At 54.0% G+C, this 20,621-nt stretch carries 19 protein-coding genes; 18 read left to right on the forward strand and 1 reads right to left on the reverse strand.

Going from position 1 to position 20,621, the window contains the following annotated elements; all coding sequences use genetic code 11:
- The first annotated feature begins 73 nt into the window (after positions 1–73).
- Positions 74–1,570: an ATPase RavA gene (gene ravA, locus ACMGGU_RS21325; RefSeq protein WP_032675673.1), complete on the forward strand. Its 1,497-nt coding sequence runs from the start codon at positions 74–76 to the stop codon at positions 1,568–1,570.
- Positions 1,564–3,015, forward strand: coding sequence for an ATPase RavA stimulator ViaA (gene viaA / locus ACMGGU_RS21330; protein WP_420300896.1), 1,452 nt, complete (start codon positions 1,564–1,566; stop codon positions 3,013–3,015). The genes ravA and viaA overlap by 7 nt, the downstream gene beginning before the upstream one ends.
- Here viaA and asnA read toward each other — a convergent pair whose 3' ends face one another.
- Positions 3,016–4,008, reverse strand: a complete 993-nt coding sequence (gene asnA / locus ACMGGU_RS21335; protein ID WP_420293977.1) for an aspartate--ammonia ligase — start codon at positions 4,006–4,008, stop codon at positions 3,016–3,018. It abuts the gene before it with no gap.
- A gap of 151 nt (positions 4,009–4,159) precedes the next feature.
- On the opposite strand from asnA, the gene asnC reads away from it, so the two are divergent.
- The 16 genes from asnC (at position 4,160) to pstS (ending at position 20,577) form a co-directional block, all read left to right on the forward strand.
- Positions 4,160–4,618, forward strand: coding sequence for a transcriptional regulator AsnC (asnC, locus tag ACMGGU_RS21340; protein WP_008500198.1), 459 nt, complete (start codon positions 4,160–4,162; stop codon positions 4,616–4,618).
- Positions 4,619–4,708: 90 nt separating this feature from the next.
- A complete protein-coding gene (gene mioC, locus ACMGGU_RS21345; RefSeq protein WP_420300897.1) occupies positions 4,709–5,158 on the forward strand; it encodes an FMN-binding protein MioC in 450 nt (149 codons plus the stop codon).
- Positions 5,159–5,532: 374 nt separating this feature from the next.
- Entirely contained in the window at positions 5,533–7,422 is a 1,890-nt protein-coding gene (mnmG, locus tag ACMGGU_RS21350; protein WP_014072433.1) for a tRNA uridine-5-carboxymethylaminomethyl(34) synthesis enzyme MnmG, read from the forward strand.
- 107 nt (positions 7,423–7,529) lie between these two features.
- On the forward strand, positions 7,530–8,153 hold the full coding sequence (gene rsmG, locus ACMGGU_RS21355; RefSeq protein ID WP_045909355.1) for a 16S rRNA (guanine(527)-N(7))-methyltransferase RsmG: 624 nt from the start codon (positions 7,530–7,532) through the stop codon (positions 8,151–8,153).
- Between the two features lie 616 nt (positions 8,154–8,769).
- Positions 8,770–9,150: a F0F1 ATP synthase subunit I gene (gene atpI / locus ACMGGU_RS21360; RefSeq protein WP_008500194.1), complete on the forward strand. Its 381-nt coding sequence runs from the start codon at positions 8,770–8,772 to the stop codon at positions 9,148–9,150.
- 8 nt (positions 9,151–9,158) lie between these two features.
- Complete coding sequence (atpB, locus tag ACMGGU_RS21365; protein WP_008500193.1) at positions 9,159–9,974, forward strand: F0F1 ATP synthase subunit A; 816 nt, start codon at positions 9,159–9,161, stop codon at positions 9,972–9,974.
- A 49-nt stretch (positions 9,975–10,023) separates the two neighbouring features.
- A complete protein-coding gene (atpE, locus tag ACMGGU_RS21370; RefSeq protein WP_000429386.1) occupies positions 10,024–10,263 on the forward strand; it encodes a F0F1 ATP synthase subunit C in 240 nt (79 codons plus the stop codon).
- Positions 10,264–10,311: 48 nt separating this feature from the next.
- Positions 10,312–10,782 (forward strand): F0F1 ATP synthase subunit B, encoded by a 471-nt coding sequence (atpF, locus tag ACMGGU_RS21375; RefSeq protein ID WP_003862370.1) that lies wholly within the window; start codon positions 10,312–10,314, stop codon positions 10,780–10,782.
- Positions 10,783–10,796: 14 nt separating this feature from the next.
- Positions 10,797–11,330 (forward strand): F0F1 ATP synthase subunit delta, encoded by a 534-nt coding sequence (atpH, locus tag ACMGGU_RS21380; protein ID WP_008500192.1) that lies wholly within the window; start codon positions 10,797–10,799, stop codon positions 11,328–11,330.
- 12 nt (positions 11,331–11,342) lie between these two features.
- Positions 11,343–12,884 carry a F0F1 ATP synthase subunit alpha gene (gene atpA / locus ACMGGU_RS21385; RefSeq protein WP_003862367.1) on the forward strand — a complete coding sequence of 514 codons (1,542 nt, stop codon included), beginning with the start codon at positions 11,343–11,345 and terminating at the stop codon, positions 12,882–12,884.
- 51 nt (positions 12,885–12,935) lie between these two features.
- Entirely contained in the window at positions 12,936–13,799 is an 864-nt protein-coding gene (atpG, locus tag ACMGGU_RS21390; RefSeq protein WP_024907886.1) for a F0F1 ATP synthase subunit gamma, read from the forward strand.
- A 31-nt stretch (positions 13,800–13,830) separates the two neighbouring features.
- The gene (gene atpD / locus ACMGGU_RS21395; RefSeq protein ID WP_003862362.1) at positions 13,831–15,213 is read left to right on the forward strand and encodes a F0F1 ATP synthase subunit beta; all 1,383 of its coding nucleotides are present in this window, start codon (positions 13,831–13,833) and stop codon (positions 15,211–15,213) included.
- A gap of 20 nt (positions 15,214–15,233) precedes the next feature.
- Positions 15,234–15,653 (forward strand): F0F1 ATP synthase subunit epsilon, encoded by a 420-nt coding sequence (locus ACMGGU_RS21400; RefSeq protein WP_003862360.1) that lies wholly within the window; start codon positions 15,234–15,236, stop codon positions 15,651–15,653.
- Between the two features lie 137 nt (positions 15,654–15,790).
- Positions 15,791–17,161 carry a bifunctional UDP-N-acetylglucosamine diphosphorylase/glucosamine-1-phosphate N-acetyltransferase GlmU gene (gene glmU / locus ACMGGU_RS21405; RefSeq protein WP_126535069.1) on the forward strand — a complete coding sequence of 457 codons (1,371 nt, stop codon included), beginning with the start codon at positions 15,791–15,793 and terminating at the stop codon, positions 17,159–17,161.
- A 224-nt stretch (positions 17,162–17,385) separates the two neighbouring features.
- A complete protein-coding gene (glmS, locus tag ACMGGU_RS21410; protein ID WP_008500188.1) occupies positions 17,386–19,215 on the forward strand; it encodes a glutamine--fructose-6-phosphate transaminase (isomerizing) in 1,830 nt (609 codons plus the stop codon).
- A 321-nt stretch (positions 19,216–19,536) separates the two neighbouring features.
- On the forward strand, positions 19,537–20,577 hold the full coding sequence (pstS, locus tag ACMGGU_RS21415) for a phosphate ABC transporter substrate-binding protein PstS (protein WP_032675678.1): 1,041 nt from the start codon (positions 19,537–19,539) through the stop codon (positions 20,575–20,577).
- Positions 20,578–20,621 lie beyond the last annotated feature (44 nt).

A 20,621-nucleotide genomic window follows, 5' to 3' on the forward strand; every position in this document is an offset into this window, starting at 1 on the left:
TTACCAGCCCTGACTGAAACGTCTATACTCGCTTCAATTGGCCGCCACGACGGCGAAAGGATGCAAAACTATTATGGCTCACTCACATTTATTAGCAGAAAGAATTTCCCGCCTCAGCAGCGCGCTGGAGAAAGGCCTTTTCGAGCGTAGCCACGCCATTCGCCTCTGTTTACTGGCGGCGTTGAGCGGTGAAAGCGTGTTTCTGCTTGGGCCACCGGGCATCGCCAAAAGCCTGATTGCCCGCAGGCTTAAGTTTGCTTTTCAGAACGCCCGCGCGTTTGAATACCTGATGACCCGCTTTTCTACCCCGGAAGAGGTGTTTGGCCCCCTTTCCATTCAGGCGCTGAAAGATGAAGGGCGCTACGAGCGTTTGACGGCGGGGTATCTGCCTGAGGCAGAAATTGTCTTTCTTGATGAGATCTGGAAAGCGGGACCGGCCATTCTGAACACCCTGCTCACGGCGATAAACGAACGTCGGTTCCGTAACGGCGCCAGTGAAGAGAAAATCCCGATGCGCCTGCTGGTGGCCGCCTCTAACGAACTGCCCGAAGCCGACAGCAGCCTGGAAGCGCTGTATGACCGTATGCTCATCCGCCTGTGGCTGGACAAAGTACAGGATAAGTCTAACTTCCGCTCCATGCTGATCAGCCAGCAGGATGAAAGTGAAAACCCGGTATCCGCTTCGCTGCAGGTGACGGATGAAGAGTATTACCAGTGGCAGCAGGATATTGGCAAAATCACATTGCCGGACGCGGTATTCGAGCTGATCTATCTGCTGCGTCAGCAGCTTGATCATCTTCCTTCTGCGCCCTATGTCTCCGATCGCCGCTGGAAAAAAGCGATCCGCCTCCTGCAGGCCAGCGCCCTATTTAGCGGCCGCGATGCTGTTGCCCCCATCGATCTGATCCTGCTGAAAGATTGCCTCTGGCACGACGCGGAAGGCATGAATCTGATGCAGCAGCAGCTTGACGTTTTGATGACCGGACACGCGTGGGGACAGCAGGCGATGCTCAACCAGCTGGGGGCGATTGCCCAGCGGCGTATCCAGCTTCAGCAGCAGCAAAGTGATAAAACCGCGCTGAAAGTGAATCGCCTGGGGGGGATGTTCGCCCGCAAACCGCACTATGAATTACCCGCCGAACTCACCAGCCCGACGCTGACCCTGCTGCTCCAGCAGCCGCTCAAGCTGCATGATATGCAGGTGGTGCACGTGACGATTGAGCGCGAGGCGCTGGCGCAGTGGCTGGATAAGGGCGGAGAGATCCGCGGAAAGCTCAACGGCATCGGTTTCGCGCAGCCGCTGAATATGGAAGTGGACAGCAGCCAGCACCTGGTGATCCGCGACGTCAGCCTGCAGGGCTCGCGTCTCGCGCTTCCGGGAACCGCCTCTGACAGCGTTCCCGAAGAGATTAAGCAGCAGCTGGACGCGCTGGATACCGAATGGCACCAGCAGCACACCCGCTTTAGCGAGCAGCAAAAATGCCTCTTTATTCATAGCGACTGGTTAGGTCGCATTGAAGCCAGCCTGCAGGACGTCAGCGCGCAGATTAAACAGGCGCGTCAATGCTAACTCTGGATACGCTTAACGTCATGCTGGCCGTCAGCGAGGAAGGGTTGATCGAAGAAGTGGTCATAACCCTTCTGGCTTCGCCGCAGCTGGCAGCCTTCTTTGAAAAATTTCCGAAGCTCAAAAAGGCGATGACGGACGATCTTCCGCGCTGGCGCGAAAATTTGCGTCAGCGCTTCAGGGAGACCGAAGTTCCGCCTGAGTTAACGGAAGAGGTGGCCTGCTATCAGCAGTGCCAGCGGCTCTCCACGCCGCAGTTTATCGTCCAGCTTCCGCAAACCCTGACGTTGCTCGACAAGGTCCACTCCCCGTTTGCCAGCCAGGCCCGGGGGCTGGTCACGGACAACGCCACGTTCACTCCCGCACTGCACACCCTCTTTTTACAGCGCTGGCGTCTCAGCCTGGTGGTGCAGGCCACCACGCTAAACCAGCAGCTGCTGGATGAAGAGCGCGAACAGCTGCTCAGTGAAGTTCAGGAACGCATGACCTTAAGCGGCCAGCTTGAGCAGGTGCTGGTGGAAAATGAGAACGCGGCAGGACGTCTCTGGGATATGAGCGCCGGACAGCTCCGGCGCGGGGACTATCAGTTGATCGTCAAATACGGCGATTTTCTGACGCAGCAGCCCGAATTGATGAAGCTTGCAGAACAGCTGGGTCGCTCAAGGGAGGCGAAGTCAGTTCCAAAGAAAGACGCCCCGATGGAAACCTTCCGCACCCTGGTGCGTGAACCGGCCACCGTTCCGGAGCAGGTCGACGGGCTCCAGCAGAGCGATGATATTCTGCGTCTGCTGCCCACGGAGCTGAGCACGCTGGGGATGACCGAGCTGGAGTATGAGTTTTACCGTCGACTGGTGGAAAAACAGCTCCTTACCTACCGGCTGCACGGTGAAGCCTGGCGCGAGAAAATCAGCCAGCGTCCGGTCGTTCATCAGGATTTTGATGAACAGCCGCGCGGACCCTTCATCGTTTGCGTGGATACATCCGGATCGATGGGTGGGTTTAACGAGCAGTGTGCAAAAGCGTTTTGTCTGGCGCTGATGCGCGTGGCGCTCGCCGATCGTCGTCGCTGCTTCATCATGCTGTTCTCCAGCGAAGTCGTAGGCTATGAGCTGACGAACCAGCAGGGGATCGAGCATGCAATCCGCTTCCTGAGCCAGCGTTTTCGCGGCGGCACCGATCTGGCCAGCTGTTTTCGCAGCATCGTTGAGCGGATGCAGGGCGGCGACTGGTACGACGCTGACGCGGTGGTGATTTCCGATTTTATCGCCCAGCGGCTGCCGGATGACGTGATAACTAAAGTGAAGGAATTACAGCGTGTGCATCAGCACCGTTTTCATGCAGTGGCGATGTCCGCCCATGGAAAACCCGGCATCATGCGCATCTTCGATCATATCTGGCGCTTTGATACCGGGTTGCGTAGCCGCCTGCTCAGACGCTGGCAGCGTTAATTACAGAAGAGAGCCGACGCTTTCGCGAACCTGCTGAGGCCAGACGCCACACTGAACCTGACCAATATGGGGCAGTTGAAGTAGCAGCATGGTCAGACGGGACTGGCCGATACCGCCGCCAATCGTCTGCGGCATCTCCCCACGCAGCAGCGCCTGGTGCCACTCCAGTTTGAGACGATCTTCATCACCGGTCACCGCCAGCTGGCGCTTCAGCGCGTCAGCATCCACGCGGATCCCCATAGAAGAAAGCTCGAATGCGTCTTCCAGTACCGGGTTCCAGACCAGAATATCGCCGTTCAGACCGGCAAATTCACCCTCACCGGTGGTGCTCCAGTCATCATAATCTGGCGCACGAACGTCATGGCGCTTACCGTCAGACAGCTTGCCGCCGATCCCAATCAGGAACACCGCACCCAGCTCTTTAGCAATCGCGCGCTCGCGGCCTTTGGCATCCAGATCCGGGAAACGGGTCAGCAATTCCTGGCTGTGCACAAAGTGGATCGTATCCGGCAGGAACGGTGCCAGACCAAACGCTTTGCTTACGGCCGCTTCGGTTGCTTTGATCCCGGCGTAGATCGCCTCAACGGTGGATTTCAGCGTGCCGACATGACGCTCGCCATCACCCATCACGCGCTCCCAGTCCCACTGGTCAACATAAACGGAATGAATCGGAGAAAGGCGGTCTTCATCGGGGCGAAGGGCTTTCATGTGCGTGTAGAGCCCTTCGCCCGCGCTGAAGTCGTGTTGTCCCAGGGTCTGACGCTTCCATTTCGCCAGTGAATGAACCACTTCGAACTGAGCATCTGGCAGTGTTTTCACTTTCACCTGTACCGCTTTTTCGCATCCAGAGAGGTTATCCTGCGTCCCGTCACCCACGCGGCTGAGGATCGGCGCCTGGACTTCAATCAGCCCAAGCTTCTCTTCCAGCTGGCGGGAAAAATGGGATTTTACGAAACTGATCTGGCGTTGTTTTGCGATGTAAGCGGTTTTCATTATTTATACTCCTGCGTCCTGTTGATATTGATTAAGCAACAGAAATGACACCTTATTCAATAACCCATCAACAAAAAGCCGTCTTCACTTTTGATTCGATAAAATAAGGCGCTAGAATAGAGTGATTCATTAATCTTCATAAGAAAAAGCTATGGAAAATTATCAGATCGACAATCTTGACCGCGGCATTCTGGAGGCGTTAATGGCCAATGCCCGTACCGCCTACGCCGAACTGGCGAAACAGTTTGGCGTCAGCCCGGGAACCATTCACGTTCGCGTAGAGAAGATGAAGCAGGCAGGGATCATTACCGGTGCTCGCATTGACGTCAGCCCGAAGCAGCTGGGTTACGACGTCTGCTGCTTCATCGGCATCATTCTTAAAAGCGCCAAAGACTACCCTTCCGCCCTGGCGAAACTGAACGCGCTGGATGAAGTCACCGAGGCGTACTACACCACCGGGCACTACAGCATCTTTATTAAAGTCATGTGCCGATCCATCGACGCGCTCCAGCAGGTACTTATCAACAAGATCCAAACAATCGATGAAATTCAGTCCACCGAGACCCTGATCTCCCTGCAAAACCCGATCATGCGTACCATCCGCCCGTGATCGGGCAAATCCATTCCCACATTTTCCACAGGTAGATCCCAGCTCGTTCACAGCGTACAATGGCCGTCTCTTTATCTGGGCGAGCGATCAATGGCGGACATTACCCTTATCAGCGGCAGCACCCTGGGTGGTGCAGAATACGTAGCGGAACATCTGGCTGAAAAGCTGGAAGAGGCGGGCTTTTCTACGGAAACCCTGCACGGCCCGTTGCTGGAAGATCTCCCGACTGACGGGGTCTGGCTGCTGATCACCTCCACGCACGGCGCGGGCGATCTGCCGGATAACCTGCAACCTTTATATGATGAACTGCTGGAACAGCAGCCCGATCTGTCAAACGTCCGTTTTGGCGCAGTAGGGATCGGCAGTCGTGAATATGACACCTTTTGCGGGGCAATAGAGAAAGTCGAAGCCGCTGTGACCTCCTGCGGAGCAAAACAGCTGGGTGAAACTCTCAAGATCAACATCCTCGATCATGACATTCCGGAGGATCCAGCCGAGATCTGGCTCGCGGAATGGAAAAATTTACTCAAAACCGATTAAAGATCGCGCGAACAGATGTGGATAACTCAGGGTAAAAGCTCGTATTAACCCGTAGTTATCCAAAGAACAACCGTAGCGTCGTTTTTGGCCTGTGTATAAAGTCGCGATCTGATCCCAGCTTATACGGTCCAGGATCACCGATCATTCACAGCAAACGATCCTTTCTAACTGCATGATCTTCTTTGTGAGATCGGACTTATCCACACGGGTTCGCGATCCTAATAAGAGATCACAATAGAACAGATCTCTAAATAAAAAGATCTTCTTTTTAATAGCCCAGGATCCCAATGCTTTCTCGAAAGACTAAAGTTGAGTAGAATCCACGGCCCGGGCTTCAATCCATTTTCATACCGCTTTACGCGAGGCAGACCACCATGTTTTATCAGGATCCTTTTGACGTCATCATCATTGGCGGGGGTCACGCAGGCACTGAGGCCGCAATGGCCGCAGCGCGAATGGGTCAGCAGACCCTGCTTTTGACACACAATATCGACACGCTGGGACAAATGTCCTGTAATCCGGCGATTGGCGGCATTGGGAAAGGACACCTGGTAAAAGAAGTGGATGCACTTGGCGGCCTGATGGCGAAAGCGATCGATCATGCCGGCATCCAGTTTAGGATACTAAACGCAAGCAAAGGGCCTGCTGTTCGAGCGACCCGTGCACAGGCAGACCGCGTACTTTATCGTCAGGCGGTGCGTACCGCGCTGGAGAACCAGCCGAACCTGATGATCTTCCAGCAGGCGGTCGAAGATCTTATCGTTGAGAACGATCGCGTCGTAGGCGCGGTGACCCAGATGGGCCTCAAATTCCGCGCCAAAGCCGTGGTGTTGACCGTGGGGACATTCCTGGACGGTAAAATTCATATCGGCCTGGATAACTACAGCGGTGGTCGTGCTGGCGATCCGCCGTCTATTCCCTTGTCTCGCCGTCTGCGCGAACTGCCGCTGCGCGTTAGCCGCCTGAAAACCGGTACGCCGCCGCGTATTGATGCGCGTACCATTGATTTCAGCGTGCTGGCGCAACAGCACGGTGACAACCCAATGCCGGTCTTCTCGTTCATGGGCAATGCGGCACAGCATCCGCAGCAGGTGCCGTGCTATATCACGCATACCAACGAGAAAACCCACGATGTGATCCGCAATAACCTCGATCGCAGCCCGATGTACGCTGGCGTGATCGAAGGGATCGGTCCGCGCTACTGCCCGTCGATCGAAGACAAAGTGATGCGCTTCGCCGATCGCAACCAGCACCAGATCTTCCTGGAGCCGGAAGGGCTGACCTCAAACGAAATTTACCCGAACGGCATCTCCACCAGCCTGCCGTTCGACGTGCAGATGCAAATTGTTCGCTCAATGCAGGGTATGGAGAACGCAAAAATCGTTCGCCCTGGCTACGCTATTGAGTACGATTTCTTCGATCCGCGTGACCTGAAGCCGACCCTGGAGAGCAAATTCATCCACGGTCTGTTCTTCGCGGGTCAGATTAACGGCACCACCGGCTACGAAGAAGCTGCTGCACAGGGCCTGCTTGCCGGCCTGAACGCTGCGCGCTTCTCTGCCGAGAAAGAAGGCTGGGCACCCGGCCGTTCTCAGGCGTACCTGGGCGTGCTGGTTGACGATCTCTGCACGCTGGGTACCAAAGAACCGTACCGTATGTTTACCTCTCGCGCAGAATATCGCCTGATGCTGCGTGAAGATAACGCCGACCTTCGTCTGACCGAAATGGGCCGCGAGCTCGGTCTGGTCGATGACGAACGCTGGGCGCGCTTCAACGAGAAGCTGGAGCGCATTGAACAGGAACGTCAGCGTCTGAAAACCACCTGGGTGAATCCGCAGGCGGAAACCGCTGCTGAAGTAAACGCTCACTTAACCGCGCCGCTGTCGCGCGAGGCCAGCGGTGAAGATTTGCTGCGCCGTCCTGAAGTCACCTACGAGAACCTGGTCAAACTGACCGCGTTCGCGCCGGGCCTGGAAGATGCTGAAGCGGCGGAGCAGGTTGAGATCCAGGTGAAGTACGAAGGTTACATCGCGCGTCAGCAGGATGAGATTGAAAAACAGCAGCGTAACGAAAACACGCTGCTGCCGGAAATGCTGGACTACCGCCAGGTGACAGGCCTTTCCAACGAAGTGATCGCTAAGCTGAACGATCACAAACCGGTATCGATCGGCCAGGCTTCCCGCATCTCGGGCGTGACTCCAGCGGCGATTTCGATCCTGCTGGTGTGGCTGAAAAAGCAGGGCATGCTGCGCCGTAGCGCGTAAAGCCTTGAAATTGCCCGGTGGCGCTGCGCTTACCGGGCCTACTGAACTCCGTAGGGCGGGTAAGCGAAGCGCCACCCGCCACTTAAGTCTCTCAACAGGTATTCACCGTGCTCAACAAACTCTCTCGTCTGCTGGATCAGGCAGGTATTTCGCTCACCGATCACCAGAAAAATCAGCTGGTGGCCTATGTCGATATGCTGAACAAATGGAACAAAGCGTACAACCTGACGTCTGTTCGCGACCCCAACGAGATGCTCGTTCGCCACATTCTCGACAGCATCGTGGTTGCCCCCTGGCTGAAAGGTGAACGCTTTATCGACGTGGGGACGGGCCCTGGTCTGCCGGGTATTCCGCTGTCGATTGTTCGCCCTGAGAGCCATTTCACGCTGCTGGACAGCCTCGGCAAACGCGTGCGCTTTTTACGTCAGGTACAGCATGAGCTGAAGCTTGAGAACATCACGCCCGTGCAGAGCAGGGTAGAGGAGTTCCCGGCAGAGCCGCCGTTTGACGGGGTTATCAGCCGCGCATTTGCGTCGCTCAACGATATGGTGAGCTGGTGCAAACACTTACCTGCGGAGAACGGCCGCTTTTATGCGCTGAAAGGGCAGTTGCCAGGCGATGAGATTGAACAGCTTCCGGACGGTTTTGCTGTCGAGTCTATTGAGAAATTAGAGATTCCTCAGCTCGAAGGTGAACGTCACCTGGTGATAATTAAGCCAAACAATTTTTAAAAAATTAATAAAAAATGTGGAATTCGTGCTGTTCTTATCATGTTAAAAAACAGCACAACTAGCGGGGATTTATCGGGCAGCTTTTAACCTCTGTTTCACTAAGGTTTTTCTTCCGGTTAACGAAGTAACTATTATTCACCGAGAAGATAGTCATCTGTGAAAGTATAAGTCTGCTAAAAGTGGAAGGCAGTAACCAGAACGCAATGTTAATTATTTATTAAGAATGTCAATAAAAGGTTTTTATTGTGTACTGGGCTGTTTTGAAAATAGTTACGACGTTTTGCGTTTAATTTCATAAAGATAAATTTCCGCGATTTGCGCCTTTGATAAATACAACCTTATTGCAAATGTGTGTTTTGTGATCTCGTGCACGCTTTATCGTCAACGTTTTCGCGCTGTTTGCAGTTTTGGTCGAAGGTTGACGCTTTCAGCGAAAGTTAAAAAATAGCGGTGGGGAAAAATATTTAAACATTTATTCACCTTTTCGCTACTTAATGTTTGAAATCACGGGTGCGCACCGTATAATTTGACCGCTTTTTGATGCTTGACTCTGAGCCTTAAAGGACGTTTTATACGACACGCGGCATACCTCGAAGGGAGCAGGAGTAAAAACGTGATGTCTGTGTCGCTCTTGAGTAGAAACGTTGCTCGTAAGCTTCTGTTCATTCAGTTTCTGGCTGTGATAGCAAGTGGACTGCTGTTTAGCCTCAAAGACCCCTTCTGGGGCATCTCCGCCGTGTGTGGGGGTTTGGCGGTTGTGCTGCCAAACGTGTTGTTTATGATTTTTGCCTGGCGTCATCAGGCGCATACACCTGCCAAAGGCCGCGTGGCCTGGTCCTTCGCCCTCGGCGAAGTGTGTAAGGTGTTGCTGACCTTTGCTCTACTGGTGATGGCGCTGGCGGTTTTGAAAGTGGTCTTCATGCCGCTGATAGCAACGTGGGTTTTGGTGCTGGTGGTACAAGTTCTGGCTCCAGCTGTAATCAATAACAAAGGGTAAAAGGCATCATGGCTTCAGAAAATATGACGCCGCAGGATTACATAGGTCACCATCTGAATAACCTTCAGCTGGACCTGCGTACATTCTCGCTGGTGGATCCACATAACCCCCCGGCCACCTTCTGGACGATCAACATCGACTCCATGTTCTTCTCGGTGGTTTTGGGTCTTCTGTTCCTGGCCATGTTCCGCGGTGTTGCTAAACGAGCGACCAGCGGTGTACCAGGGAAATTCCAGACCTTCATCGAAATGATCATCGGCTTCGTCCATGGCAGCGTCAAAGACATGTACCATGGCAAGAGCAAGCTGATTGCTCCGCTGGCCCTGACCGTGTTCGTTTGGGTCTTCCTGATGAACCTGATGGACCTGCTGCCAATCGATCTGCTGCCGTTCATCGGCGAGCACATCTTCGGCCTGCCAGCACTGCGTGTGGTACCGTCTGCGGACGTGAACATCACCCTGTCGATGGCGCTGGGCGTGTTTATCCTGATTCTTTTCTACAGCATCAAAATGAAAGGCGTAAGCGGCTTTGTGAAAGAGCTTACCTTGCAGCCGTTCAACCACTGGGCGTTTATTCCGGTCAACCTGATCCTGGAAGGCGTTAGCCTGCTGTCCAAACCTGTTTCACTGGGTCTGCGACTGTTCGGCAACATGTATGCGGGTGAGCTGATTTTCATTCTGATCGCGGGTCTTCTGCCGTGGTGGTCACAGTGGGTTCTGAATGTGCCGTGGGCCATTTTCCACATCCTGATCATTACGCTGCAAGCCTTTATCTTCATGGTTCTGACGATCGTCTATCTGTCGATGGCGTCTGAAGAGCACTGATTTTTTACCAACACTACTACGTTTTAATTGAAACAAACTGGAGACTGTCATGGAAAACCTGAATATGGATCTGCTGTACATGGCTGCCGCTGTGATGATGGGTCTGGCGGCTATCGGTGCTGCGATCGGTATCGGCATCCTCGGGGGCAAATTCCTGGAAGGCGCTGCGCGTCAACCTGATCTGATTCCTTTGCTGCGTACTCAGTTCTTTATCGTTATGGGTCTGGTGGATGCTATCCCAATGATCGCTGTAGGTCTGGGTCTGTACGTGATGTTTGCTGTCGCGTAGTAGTAGTTTTAAAACCCTAAGCCACAGATATTAAAGAGGTATTGTGCTGTGAACATGAACGCAACAATCCTCGGCCAGGCCATCGCGTTTATTCTCTTTGTCTGGTTCTGCATGAAGTATGTATGGCCGCCTTTAATGGCTGCCATCGAAAAACGTCAGAAAGAAATTGCTGACGGTCTGGCTTCTGCAGAACGCGCTAAGAAAGATTTGGACCTTGCACAGGCCAACGCGACAGACCAGCTGAAAAAAGCGAAAGCGGAAGCTCAGGTTATCATCGAACAGGCTAACAAACGCCGTTCGCAGATCCTGGACGAAGCCAAAGCTGAAGCAGAACAGGAACGTACTAAGATCGTGACACAGGCTCAGGCTGAAATTGAAGCTGAGCGTAAACGTGCTCGTGAAGAACTGCGTAAGCAGGTTGCGATTCTGGCTGTTGCTGGCGCCGAGAAGATCATCGAACGTTCCGTGGATGAAGCTGCTAACAGCGACATCGTGGACAAACTTGTCGCTGAACTGTAAGGAGGGAGGGGCTGATGTCTGAATTTGTTACGGTAGCTCGCCCCTACGCCAAAGCAGCTTTTGACTTTGCTATCGAACACCAAAATGTCGATCGCTGGCAGAATATGCTGGCGTTTGCCGCTGAGGTGACGAAAAACGAACAAATGGCCGAGTTGCTTTCCGGTGCGTTAGCACCTGAAACCCTCGCCGCGTCGTTTATCGCCGTGTGCGGAGAGCAACTGGATGCCAACGGCCAGAACCTGATTAAGGTGATGGCAGAGAATGGTCGTCTCCGTGTGCTCCCGGATGTTCTCGAGCAGTTTGAGCACTTACGTGCCCTTAGTGAAGCTACCGCTGAAGTCGAAGTGACTTCTGCGACTGAACTGAGTGACGAACAGCTTGCGAAAATTACCGCCGCGATGGAAAAACGTCTGTCACGCAAAGTTAAGCTGAATTGCAAAATCGATAAGTCTGTAATGGCAGGCGTAATCATCCGCTCGGGTGATATGGTCATTGATGGCAGCGTACGCGGCCGTCTTGAGCGCCTTGCAGACGTCTTGCAGTCTTAAGGGGACTGGAGCATGCAACTGAATTCCACCGAAATCAGCGAACTGATCAAGCAGCGCATTGCTCAGTTCAATGTTGTGAGTGAAGCTCACAACGAAGGTACTATTGTTTCTGTAAGTGACGGTGTTATCCGCATCCACGGCCTGGCCGATTGTATGCAGGGTGAGATGATTTCCCTGCCGGGTAACCGTTACGCTATCGCACTGAACCTGGAGCGCGACTCCGTTGGTGCAGTTGTGATGGGTCCATACGCTGACCTCGCCGAAGGCATGAAGGTTAAGTGTACTGGCCGTATTCTGGAAGTGCCGGTTGGCCGTGGCCTGCTGGGTCGCGTTGTTAACACCCTGGGTGCGCCAATCGACGGTAAAGGTCCGGTTGAGCACGATGGCTTCTCCCCAATCGAAGTTATCGCACCGGGCGTTATCGACCGTCAGTCCGTAGATCAGCCTGTTCAGACAGGTTATAAGTCCGTTGATGCCATGATCCCAATCGGTCGTGGTCAGCGTGAACTGATCATCGGTGACCGTCAGACCGGTAAAACCGCGATGGCTATCGACGCCATCATCAACCAGCGTGACTCCGGCATCAAATGTGTGTACGTGGCCATCGGCCAGAAAGCGTCCACCATTTCCAACGTGGTTCGTAAACTGGAAGAGCACGGCGCACTGTCTAACACCATCGTTGTGGTGGCGACCGCGTCTGAATCTGCTGCACTGCAATACCTGGCGCCATACGCCGGTTGCGCAATGGGCGAATACTTCCGTGACCGCGGTGAAGATGCGCTGATCGTATACGATGACCTGTCTAAACAGGCTGTTGCTTATCGTCAGGTTTCCCTGCTGCTCCGTCGTCCACCTGGACGTGAAGCGTTCCCTGGCGACGTATTCTACCTCCACTCTCGTCTGCTGGAGCGTGCTTCCCGCGTAAACGCGGAATACGTCGAGAACTTCACCAAAGGTGAAGTGAAGGGTAAAACGGGCTCTCTGACCGCTCTGCCGATCATTGAAACCCAGGCGGGTGACGTTTCTGCGTTCGTTCCGACCAACGTAATCTCCATTACCGATGGTCAGATCTTCCTGGAAACCAACCTGTTTAACTCCGGTATTCGTCCGGCAGTTAACCCGGGTATCTCCGTATCCCGTGTTGGTGGTGCTGCTCAGACCAAGATCATCAAGAAACTGTCCGGTGGTATCCGTACCGCGCTGGCACAGTATCGTGAACTGGCTGCGTTCTCTCAGTTCGCATCCGATCTGGACGAAGCAACCCGTAAACAGCTGAGCCACGGTCAGAAAGTGACCGAGCTGCTGAAGCAGAAACAGTACGCACCAATGTCTGTTGCTCAGCAGGGCCTGGTTCTGTTCGCGGCTGAACGCGGTTACCTCGAAGATGTGGAACTGGCGAAAATCGGTAGCTTCGAAGCCGCTCTGCTGGCTTACGTCGACCGTGATCACGCTCCGCTGATGCAAGAGATCAACCAGACCGGTGGCTATAACGACGAAATCGAAGGCAAGCTGAAAGCTATCCTCGATTCCTTCAAAGCAACCCAATCCTGGTAATCGTCCGGCGGCTTGTCTCAGGACAAGCCGCCTGGCATTGAGGAGAAGCTCATGGCCGGCGCAAAAGAGATACGTAGTAAGATCGCAAGCGTCCAGAACACGCAAAAGATCACTAAAGCGATGGAGATGGTCGCCGCTTCCAAAATGCGTAAATCGCAGGATCGCATGGCGGCCAGCCGTCCTTATGCAGAAACCATGCGCAAAGTGATTGGTCACCTTGCAAACGGTAATCTGGAATATAAGCACCCTTACCTGGAAGAACGCGACGTTAAGCGCGTGGGCTACCTGGTGGTGTCGACCGACCGTGGTCTGTGTGGCGGCTTGAACATTAACCTGTTCAAAAAACTGCTGGCGGATATGAAAGCATGGTCTGAAAAAGGCGTTCAGTGCGATATCGCAATGATCGGCTCTAAAGGCGTCTCTTTCTTTAACTCCGTTGGTGGCAACATTGTCGCTCAGGTGACCGGTATGGGTGATAACCCGTCCCTGTCCGAACTGATCGGCCCGGTTAAAGTGATGTTGCAGGCTTATGATGAAGGCCGTCTGGACAGACTGTACGTTGTCAGCAACAAATTCATTAACACCATGTCTCAGGTTCCAACGCTCACTCAGATGCTGCCGTTACCGGCATCAGAAGATGGCGAGCTGAAGCAAAAAACCTGGGATTACCTGTATGAACCCGATCCGAAACCGCTGCTGGATACCCTGCTGCGTCGTTACGTTGAATCTCAGGTTTATCAGGGCGTTGTAGAAAACCTGGCCAGCGAGCAGGCCGCACGAATGGTGGCGATGAAAGCCGCGACCGATAATGGCGGCAGCCTGATTAAAGAGCTGCAGTTGGTTTACAACAAAGCTCGTCAGGCCAGCATTACTCAGGAACTCACCGAGATCGTCTCGGGGGCCGCCGCGGTTTAACCAGGTTTACGAATTACGTAGAGGATTCAAGATGGCTACTGGAAAGATTGTCCAGGTAATCGGCGCCGTGGTGGACGTCGAGTTCCCTCAGGACGCCGTACCACGCGTGTACGACGCGCTTGAGGTACAGAATGGTAACGAGAGCCTGGTGCTGGAAGTTCAGCAGCAGCTCGGCGGCGGTATCGTGCGTACCATCGCGATGGGTTCTTCCGACGGTCTGCGTCGTGGTCTGGAAGTAAAAGACCTTGAGCACCCGATCGAAGTCCCGGTAGGTAAAGCAACACTGGGTCGTATCATGAACGTATTGGGTCAGCCAATCGACATGAAAGGCGACATCGGTGAAGAAGAGCGTTGGGCTATCCACCGCGCGGCACCTTCCTACGAAGAGCTGTCCAGCTCTCAGGAACTGCTGGAAACCGGTATCAAAGTTATCGACCTGATGTGTCCGTTTGCGAAGGGCGGTAAAGTTGGTCTGTTCGGTGGTGCGGGTGTAGGTAAAACCGTAAACATGATGGAGCTGATCCGTAACATCGCGATCGAGCACTCCGGTTACTCTGTGTTTGCGGGCGTAGGCGAACGTACTCGTGAGGGTAACGACTTCTACCACGAAATGACCGACTCCAACGTTCTGGACAAAGTATCCCTGGTTTACGGCCAGATGAACGAGCCACCTGGAAACCGTCTGCGCGTTGCGCTGACCGGCCTGACGATGGCTGAGAAGTTCCGTGACGAAGGCCGTGACGTTCTGCTGTTCGTTGATAACATCTATCGTTACACCCTGGCCGGTACTGAAGTATCTGCACTGCTGGGTCGTATGCCTTCAGCGGTAGGTTATCAGCCTACGCTGGCGGAAGAGATGGGTGTTCTTCAGGAACGTATCACCTCTACCAAAACCGGTTCTATCACCTCCGTTCAGGCGGTATACGTACCTGCGGATGACTTGACTGACCCATCACCAGCCACCACCTTTGCGCACTTAGATGCAACCGTGGTACTGAGCCGTCAGATCGCGTCTCTGGGTATCTACCCGGCCGTTGACCCGCTGGACTCCACCAGCCGTCAGCTGGATCCACTGGTTGTTGGTCAGGAACACTACGACACCGCGCGTGGCGTACAGTCCCTGCTGCAGCGTTACCAGGAACTGAAAGACATCATCGCCATCCTGGGTATGGATGAACTGTCTGAAGAAGACAAACTGGTGGTAGCACGTGCGCGTAAGATCCAGCGCTTCCTGTCCCAGCCGTTCTTCGTTGCGGAAGTATTCACCGGTTCTCCGGGTAAATACGTTTCCCTGAAAGACACCATCCGTGGCTTTAAAGGCATCATGGAAGGCGAATACGATCACCTGCCAGAGCAGGCGTTCTACATGGTTGGTTCCATCGAAGAAGCTGTGGAAAAAGCCAAAAAACTTTAACGCCTTAATCGGAGGGTGATATGGCAATGACTTACCACCTGGACGTCGTCAGCGCAGAGCAACAAATGTTCTCTGGTCTGGTCGAAAAAATCCAGGTAACGGGTAGTGAAGGTGAACTGGGTATTTTCCCGGGTCACGCACCGCTGCTCACCGCCATTAAGCCTGGTATGATCCGCATCGTTAAACAGTTCGGTCACGAAGAGTTTATCTATCTGTCCGGCGGCATTCTTGAAGTGCAGCCTGGCAGTGTGACCGTTCTGGCCGATACCGCTATTCGTGGCCAGGATCTCGACGAAGCGCGAGCCCTGGAGTCGAAGCGTAAGGCTGAAGAGCACATTAACAGCTCTCATGGTGACGTGGATTACGCTCAGGCGTCTGCGGAGCTGGCCAAAGCGATCGCGAAACTGCGCGTTATCGAGTTGACCAAAAAAGCGATGTAACACCGGCTTGAAAAGCACAAAAGCCAGTCTGGATACCAGGCTGGCTTTTTTTTCGGCCTTAATTCATGCTGAAAAAGATGTAGAATTTTAAGCATCAAACGTTTTTACTTCTCACTCAAACTACCGTCAGGATGCGTATGTCAAACAGTGCGATGAGCGTGGTGATCCTTGCCGCAGGCAAAGGGACCCGCATGTATTCCGACCTGCCTAAAGTGCTTCACACGCTTGCAGGAAAGCCAATGGTGCAGCATGTCATTGATGCAGCGAATGAACTGGGGGCTAATCAGGTTCACCTGGTCTACGGCCACGGCGGCGATCTGCTTAAAAAGACGCTGAGCGACGACAAGCTCAACTGGGTGCTTCAGGCTGAACAGTTGGGTACAGGCCATGCCATGCAGCAGGCAGCGCCCTTCTTTGCGGATGACGAAGACATTTTGATGCTCTACGGCGATGTCCCGCTGATCTCTGTTGAAACACTGACTCGCCTGCGTGAAGCCAAACCGCAGGGCGGCATCGGTTTATTAACCGTCGTGCTGGACGATCCAACCGGTTATGGACGTATCACCCGTGAAAACGGCAACGTTACGGGTATTGTTGAGCATAAAGATGCCAGTGAGGCGCAGCGTCAGATTCAGGAGATCAACACCGGTATCCTGATTGCCAATGGCGCGGATATGAAGCGCTGGCTGTCGAAGCTCAACAACAACAATGCGCAGGGTGAATACTATATCACCGATATTATTGCGATGGCGTACCACGAAGGGCGCGAGATTGCGGCGGTCCATCCGGCACGCATCAGCGAAACCGAAGGGGTGAATAACCGTCTTCAACTTTCCCGCCTTGAGCGTGTTTATCAGTCCGAACAGGCTGAAAAACTGCTGCTGGCAGGCGTGATGCTGCGCGATCCGGCGCGTTTCGATCTGCGTGGCTCATTATCTCATGGGCGTGACGTTGAGATTGATACTAACGTTATCCTCGAGGGTAACGTGACGTTGGGCAACCGCGTCAAAATTGGCGCCGGCTGCGTGATCAAAAACAGCATCATCGGTGACGACTGCGAAATCAGCCCGTACAGCGTGGTGGAAGATGCCCGTCTGGACGTGGCCTGTACTATCGGCCCGTTTGCGCGCCTGCGCCCGGGTGCTGAGCTGCTGGAAGGCGCTCACGTGGGTAACTTCGTGGAGATGAAAAAAGCGCGTCTGGGTAAAGGCTCTAAAGCCGGTCATCTGACCTATCTGGGCGACGCGGAAATTGGCAATAACGTGAATATTGGTGCAGGGACGATTACCTGTAACTATGACGGCGCCAATAAGTTTAAAACGATCATTGGTGATGACGTGTTCGTTGGCTCCGATACGCAGTTGGTGGCGCCTGTTACCGTGGGTAACGGGGTGACTATTGCCGCTGGAACAACCGTAACGCGCGATGTGGCCGAGAACGAGCTGGTATTAAGCCGCGTTCCGCAGGTCAGCAAGCAGGGCTGGAAACGCCCGGTGAAGAAAAAGTAACAACAAGGCGGGTGGCGCTACGCTTACCCGCCCTACGATTGAGTAGGCCTGATAAGGCGTAGCCGTCATCAGGCAAACCCGGGAGAGGAGATAAATATATATCTCCCCCCACAAGCAGTACCCATAACAATAACCCCACTCTCTACAAGGCTCGGGGCGCCCGGAAAGGGCAAATACAGGTCAGCGACAACGCAGGCATAATGCCTAAATTCGGAATATAAATTATGTGTGGAATTGTTGGCGCAGTTGCGCAGCGTGATATTGCTGAAATCCTTCTCGAAGGTTTACGTCGTCTGGAATACCGTGGTTACGACTCTGCCGGTCTGGCTGTCGTCGATGCAGAAGGTCATATGACCCGTCTGCGTCGTCTCGGTAAAGTGCAGATGCTGGCCCAGGCCGCGGAAGAACATCCGCTGCACGGGGGAACCGGTATTGCGCATACCCGCTGGGCGACGCACGGCGAACCGTCTGAAGGCAACGCGCACCCGCATGTGTCTGAACACATCGTGGTTGTGCACAACGGCATTATCGAAAACCACGAACCGCTGCGCGAAGCACTGAAAGCGCGCGGCTACACCTTCGTCTCTGAAACGGACACCGAAGTGATTGCTCACCTGGTGCACTGGGAGCTGGAGCAGGGCGGCACACTGCGTGATGCGGTGCTGCGTGCTATCCCTCAGCTGCGCGGTGCGTACGGTACGGTGATCATGGATTCCCGCGATCCGTCCACGCTGCTGGCCGCGCGTTCCGGTAGCCCGATGGTTATCGGTCTGGGCATGGGTGAAAACTTTATCGCCTCTGACCAGCTGGCGCTCCTGCCGGTCACCCGCCGCTTTATCTTCCTGGAAGAGGGGGATATCGCCGAAGTGACTCGCCGCAGCGTGACCGTGTTCGATACCAAAGGCGAGCAGGTGAAGCGCCAGGAGATCGAATCTAACCTGCAGTACGACGCGGGCGACAAAGGCGCTTACCGTCACTACATGCAGAAAGAGATTTACGAGCAGCCAAACGCCATCAAAAACACCCTGACCGGGCGCATCAGCCACGGTGAAGTGGATTTGAGCGAGCTGGGTGCAAATGCGAATGAACTGCTCAGCAAGGTTGAGCACATTCAGATCGTGGCCTGCGGCACCTCCTACAACTCCGGTATGGTCTCTCGCTACTGGTTTGAATCCCTGGCGGGCGTGCCGTGTGATGTGGAAATTGCGTCTGAATTCCGCTATCGCAAATCTGCGGTGCGTCGTAACAGCCTGATGATCACCCTTTCCCAGTCTGGTGAAACGGCGGATACCCTGGCTGCGCTGCGACTGTCTAAAGAGCTGGGTTACCTGGGCTCTCTGGCCATCTGTAACGTCCCGGGCTCTTCCCTGGTGCGTGAATCCGATCTGGCGCTGATGACCAAAGCGGGTACCGAAATCGGCGTGGCCTCCACTAAAGCGTTTACCACTCAGCTGACCGTTCTGCTGATGCTGGTGGCGAAGCTGGCACGCCTGAAAGGCGAAGATGCTTCCGTTGAGCATGACATCGTTCATGGTCTGCAGGCGCTGCCGAGCCGTATTGAGCAGATGCTGTCTCAGGACAAACGCATTGAAGCCCTGGCGGAAGATTTCTCTGACAAGCATCACGCCCTGTTCCTGGGTCGTGGCGATCAGTATCCGATTGCGCTGGAAGGCGCGCTGAAGCTGAAAGAGATCTCCTATATTCACGCTGAAGCGTATGCGGCAGGCGAACTGAAACACGGCCCGCTGGCGCTGATTGACGCCGATATGCCGGTCATCGTTGTGGCACCCAACAACGAACTGCTGGAAAAACTGAAATCTAACATCGAAGAAGTGCGCGCCCGCGGTGGTGTCCTGTACGTCTTCGCCGACAAAGATGCCGGTTTCGCCAGCAGCGACAACATGCACATCATCGAGATGCCGCATGTGGAAGAGGTGATTGCACCGATCTTCTACACCGTTCCGCTGCAGCTGCTGGCTTACCACGTGGCGCTAATCAAAGGCACCGACGTCGACCAGCCGCGTAACCTGGCGAAATCGGTCACTGTAGAATAAACCCTTCAGGCTCCACCTTCGGGTGGAGCTTTTTTATCCTGCCTGGTTTGTTTTTCATCAATCCTTTCTCATTTTTAATAATGACAATTTGTCATCTTCAGCTACTTTTTTCAGTGTCACATAAAGAAAATATTTCTGAAAACAACCTGTCATAAAAGTGGCTAACGCGATGAAAATTAAGCTTTATTTTGTTTAATTTTAAGTTAAATTTTCATTGTCATAAAACTGTCATAATTCGTACATTTATCTGTCACCTGTTTGTCCTATTTTGCTCATCGTAGCCACTAAACAACGATTTACGAAAATCTTGCAGGAGACATTATGAAAGTTATGCGTACCACTGTCGCAACTGTTGTCGCCGCGACCTTATCTCTGAGCGCGTTCTCTGTATTTGCAGAAGCAAGCCTGACTGGCGCTGGTGCAACCTTCCCTGCGCCGGTGTATGCCAAATGGGCGGATACCTACCAGAAAGAAACCGGTAACAAGGTTAACTATCAGGGTATCGGCTCCTCCGGTGGCGTGAAACAAATTACCGCGAACACGGTTGATTTCGGCGCGTCTGACGCTCCGCTGTCAGATGACAAACTGGCTCAGGAAGGCCTGTTCCAGTTCCCTACCGTGATCGGTGGCGTGGTTCTGGCCATCAACCTGCCGGGCGTGAAGTCGGGCGAGCTGGTGCTGGACGGCAAAACGCTGGGTGACATCTACCTGGGCAACATCAAAAAATGGGATGACGAAGCGATCGCTAAGCTCAACCCAGGCCTGAAGCTGCCTTCTCAGAACATCGCCGTGGTTCGCCGCGCGGATGGTTCCGGTACCTCTTTCGTGTTCACCAGCTACCTGGCGAAAGTGAACGAAGAGTGGAAATCTAAAGTCGGCTCCGGCTCTACCGTTAACTGGCCTACCGGTCTGGGCGGTAAAGGTAACGACGGTATCGCCGCGTTCGTACAGCGTCTGCCTGGCTCCATCGGCTACGTAGAGTACGCGTACGCGAAGCAGAACAACCTGTCCTACACCAAACTGGTTTCTGCCGACGGCAAACCGGTTAGCCCGACCGAAGAGAACTTTGCTAACGCCGCCAAAGGCGCTGACTGGAGCAAATCCTTCGCGCAGGATCTGACTAACCAGAAGGGCGAAGGTGCATGGCCAATCACCTCTACCACCTTCATCCTGGTGCACAAAGAGCAGAAGAAACCTGAGCAGGGCGCTGAAGTGCTGAAGTTCTTCGACTGGGCATACAAAAACGGCGGCAAACAGGCTAACGCTCTGGATTACGCCACCCTGCCGGACAACGTGGTTGAGCAGATTCGCGCTGCATGGAAAACCAACGTAAAAGACAGCAGCGGTAAAGCATTGTATTAATTTAGCATTCTGACGAAAATGGCGGGTGGCGCTTGCGCTTACCC

Origin of the sequence: Enterobacter sp. BNK-8, from assembly GCF_048685095.1 — a bacterium.
GTDB lineage: Bacteria > Pseudomonadota > Gammaproteobacteria > Enterobacterales > Enterobacteriaceae > Enterobacter > Enterobacter quasiroggenkampii.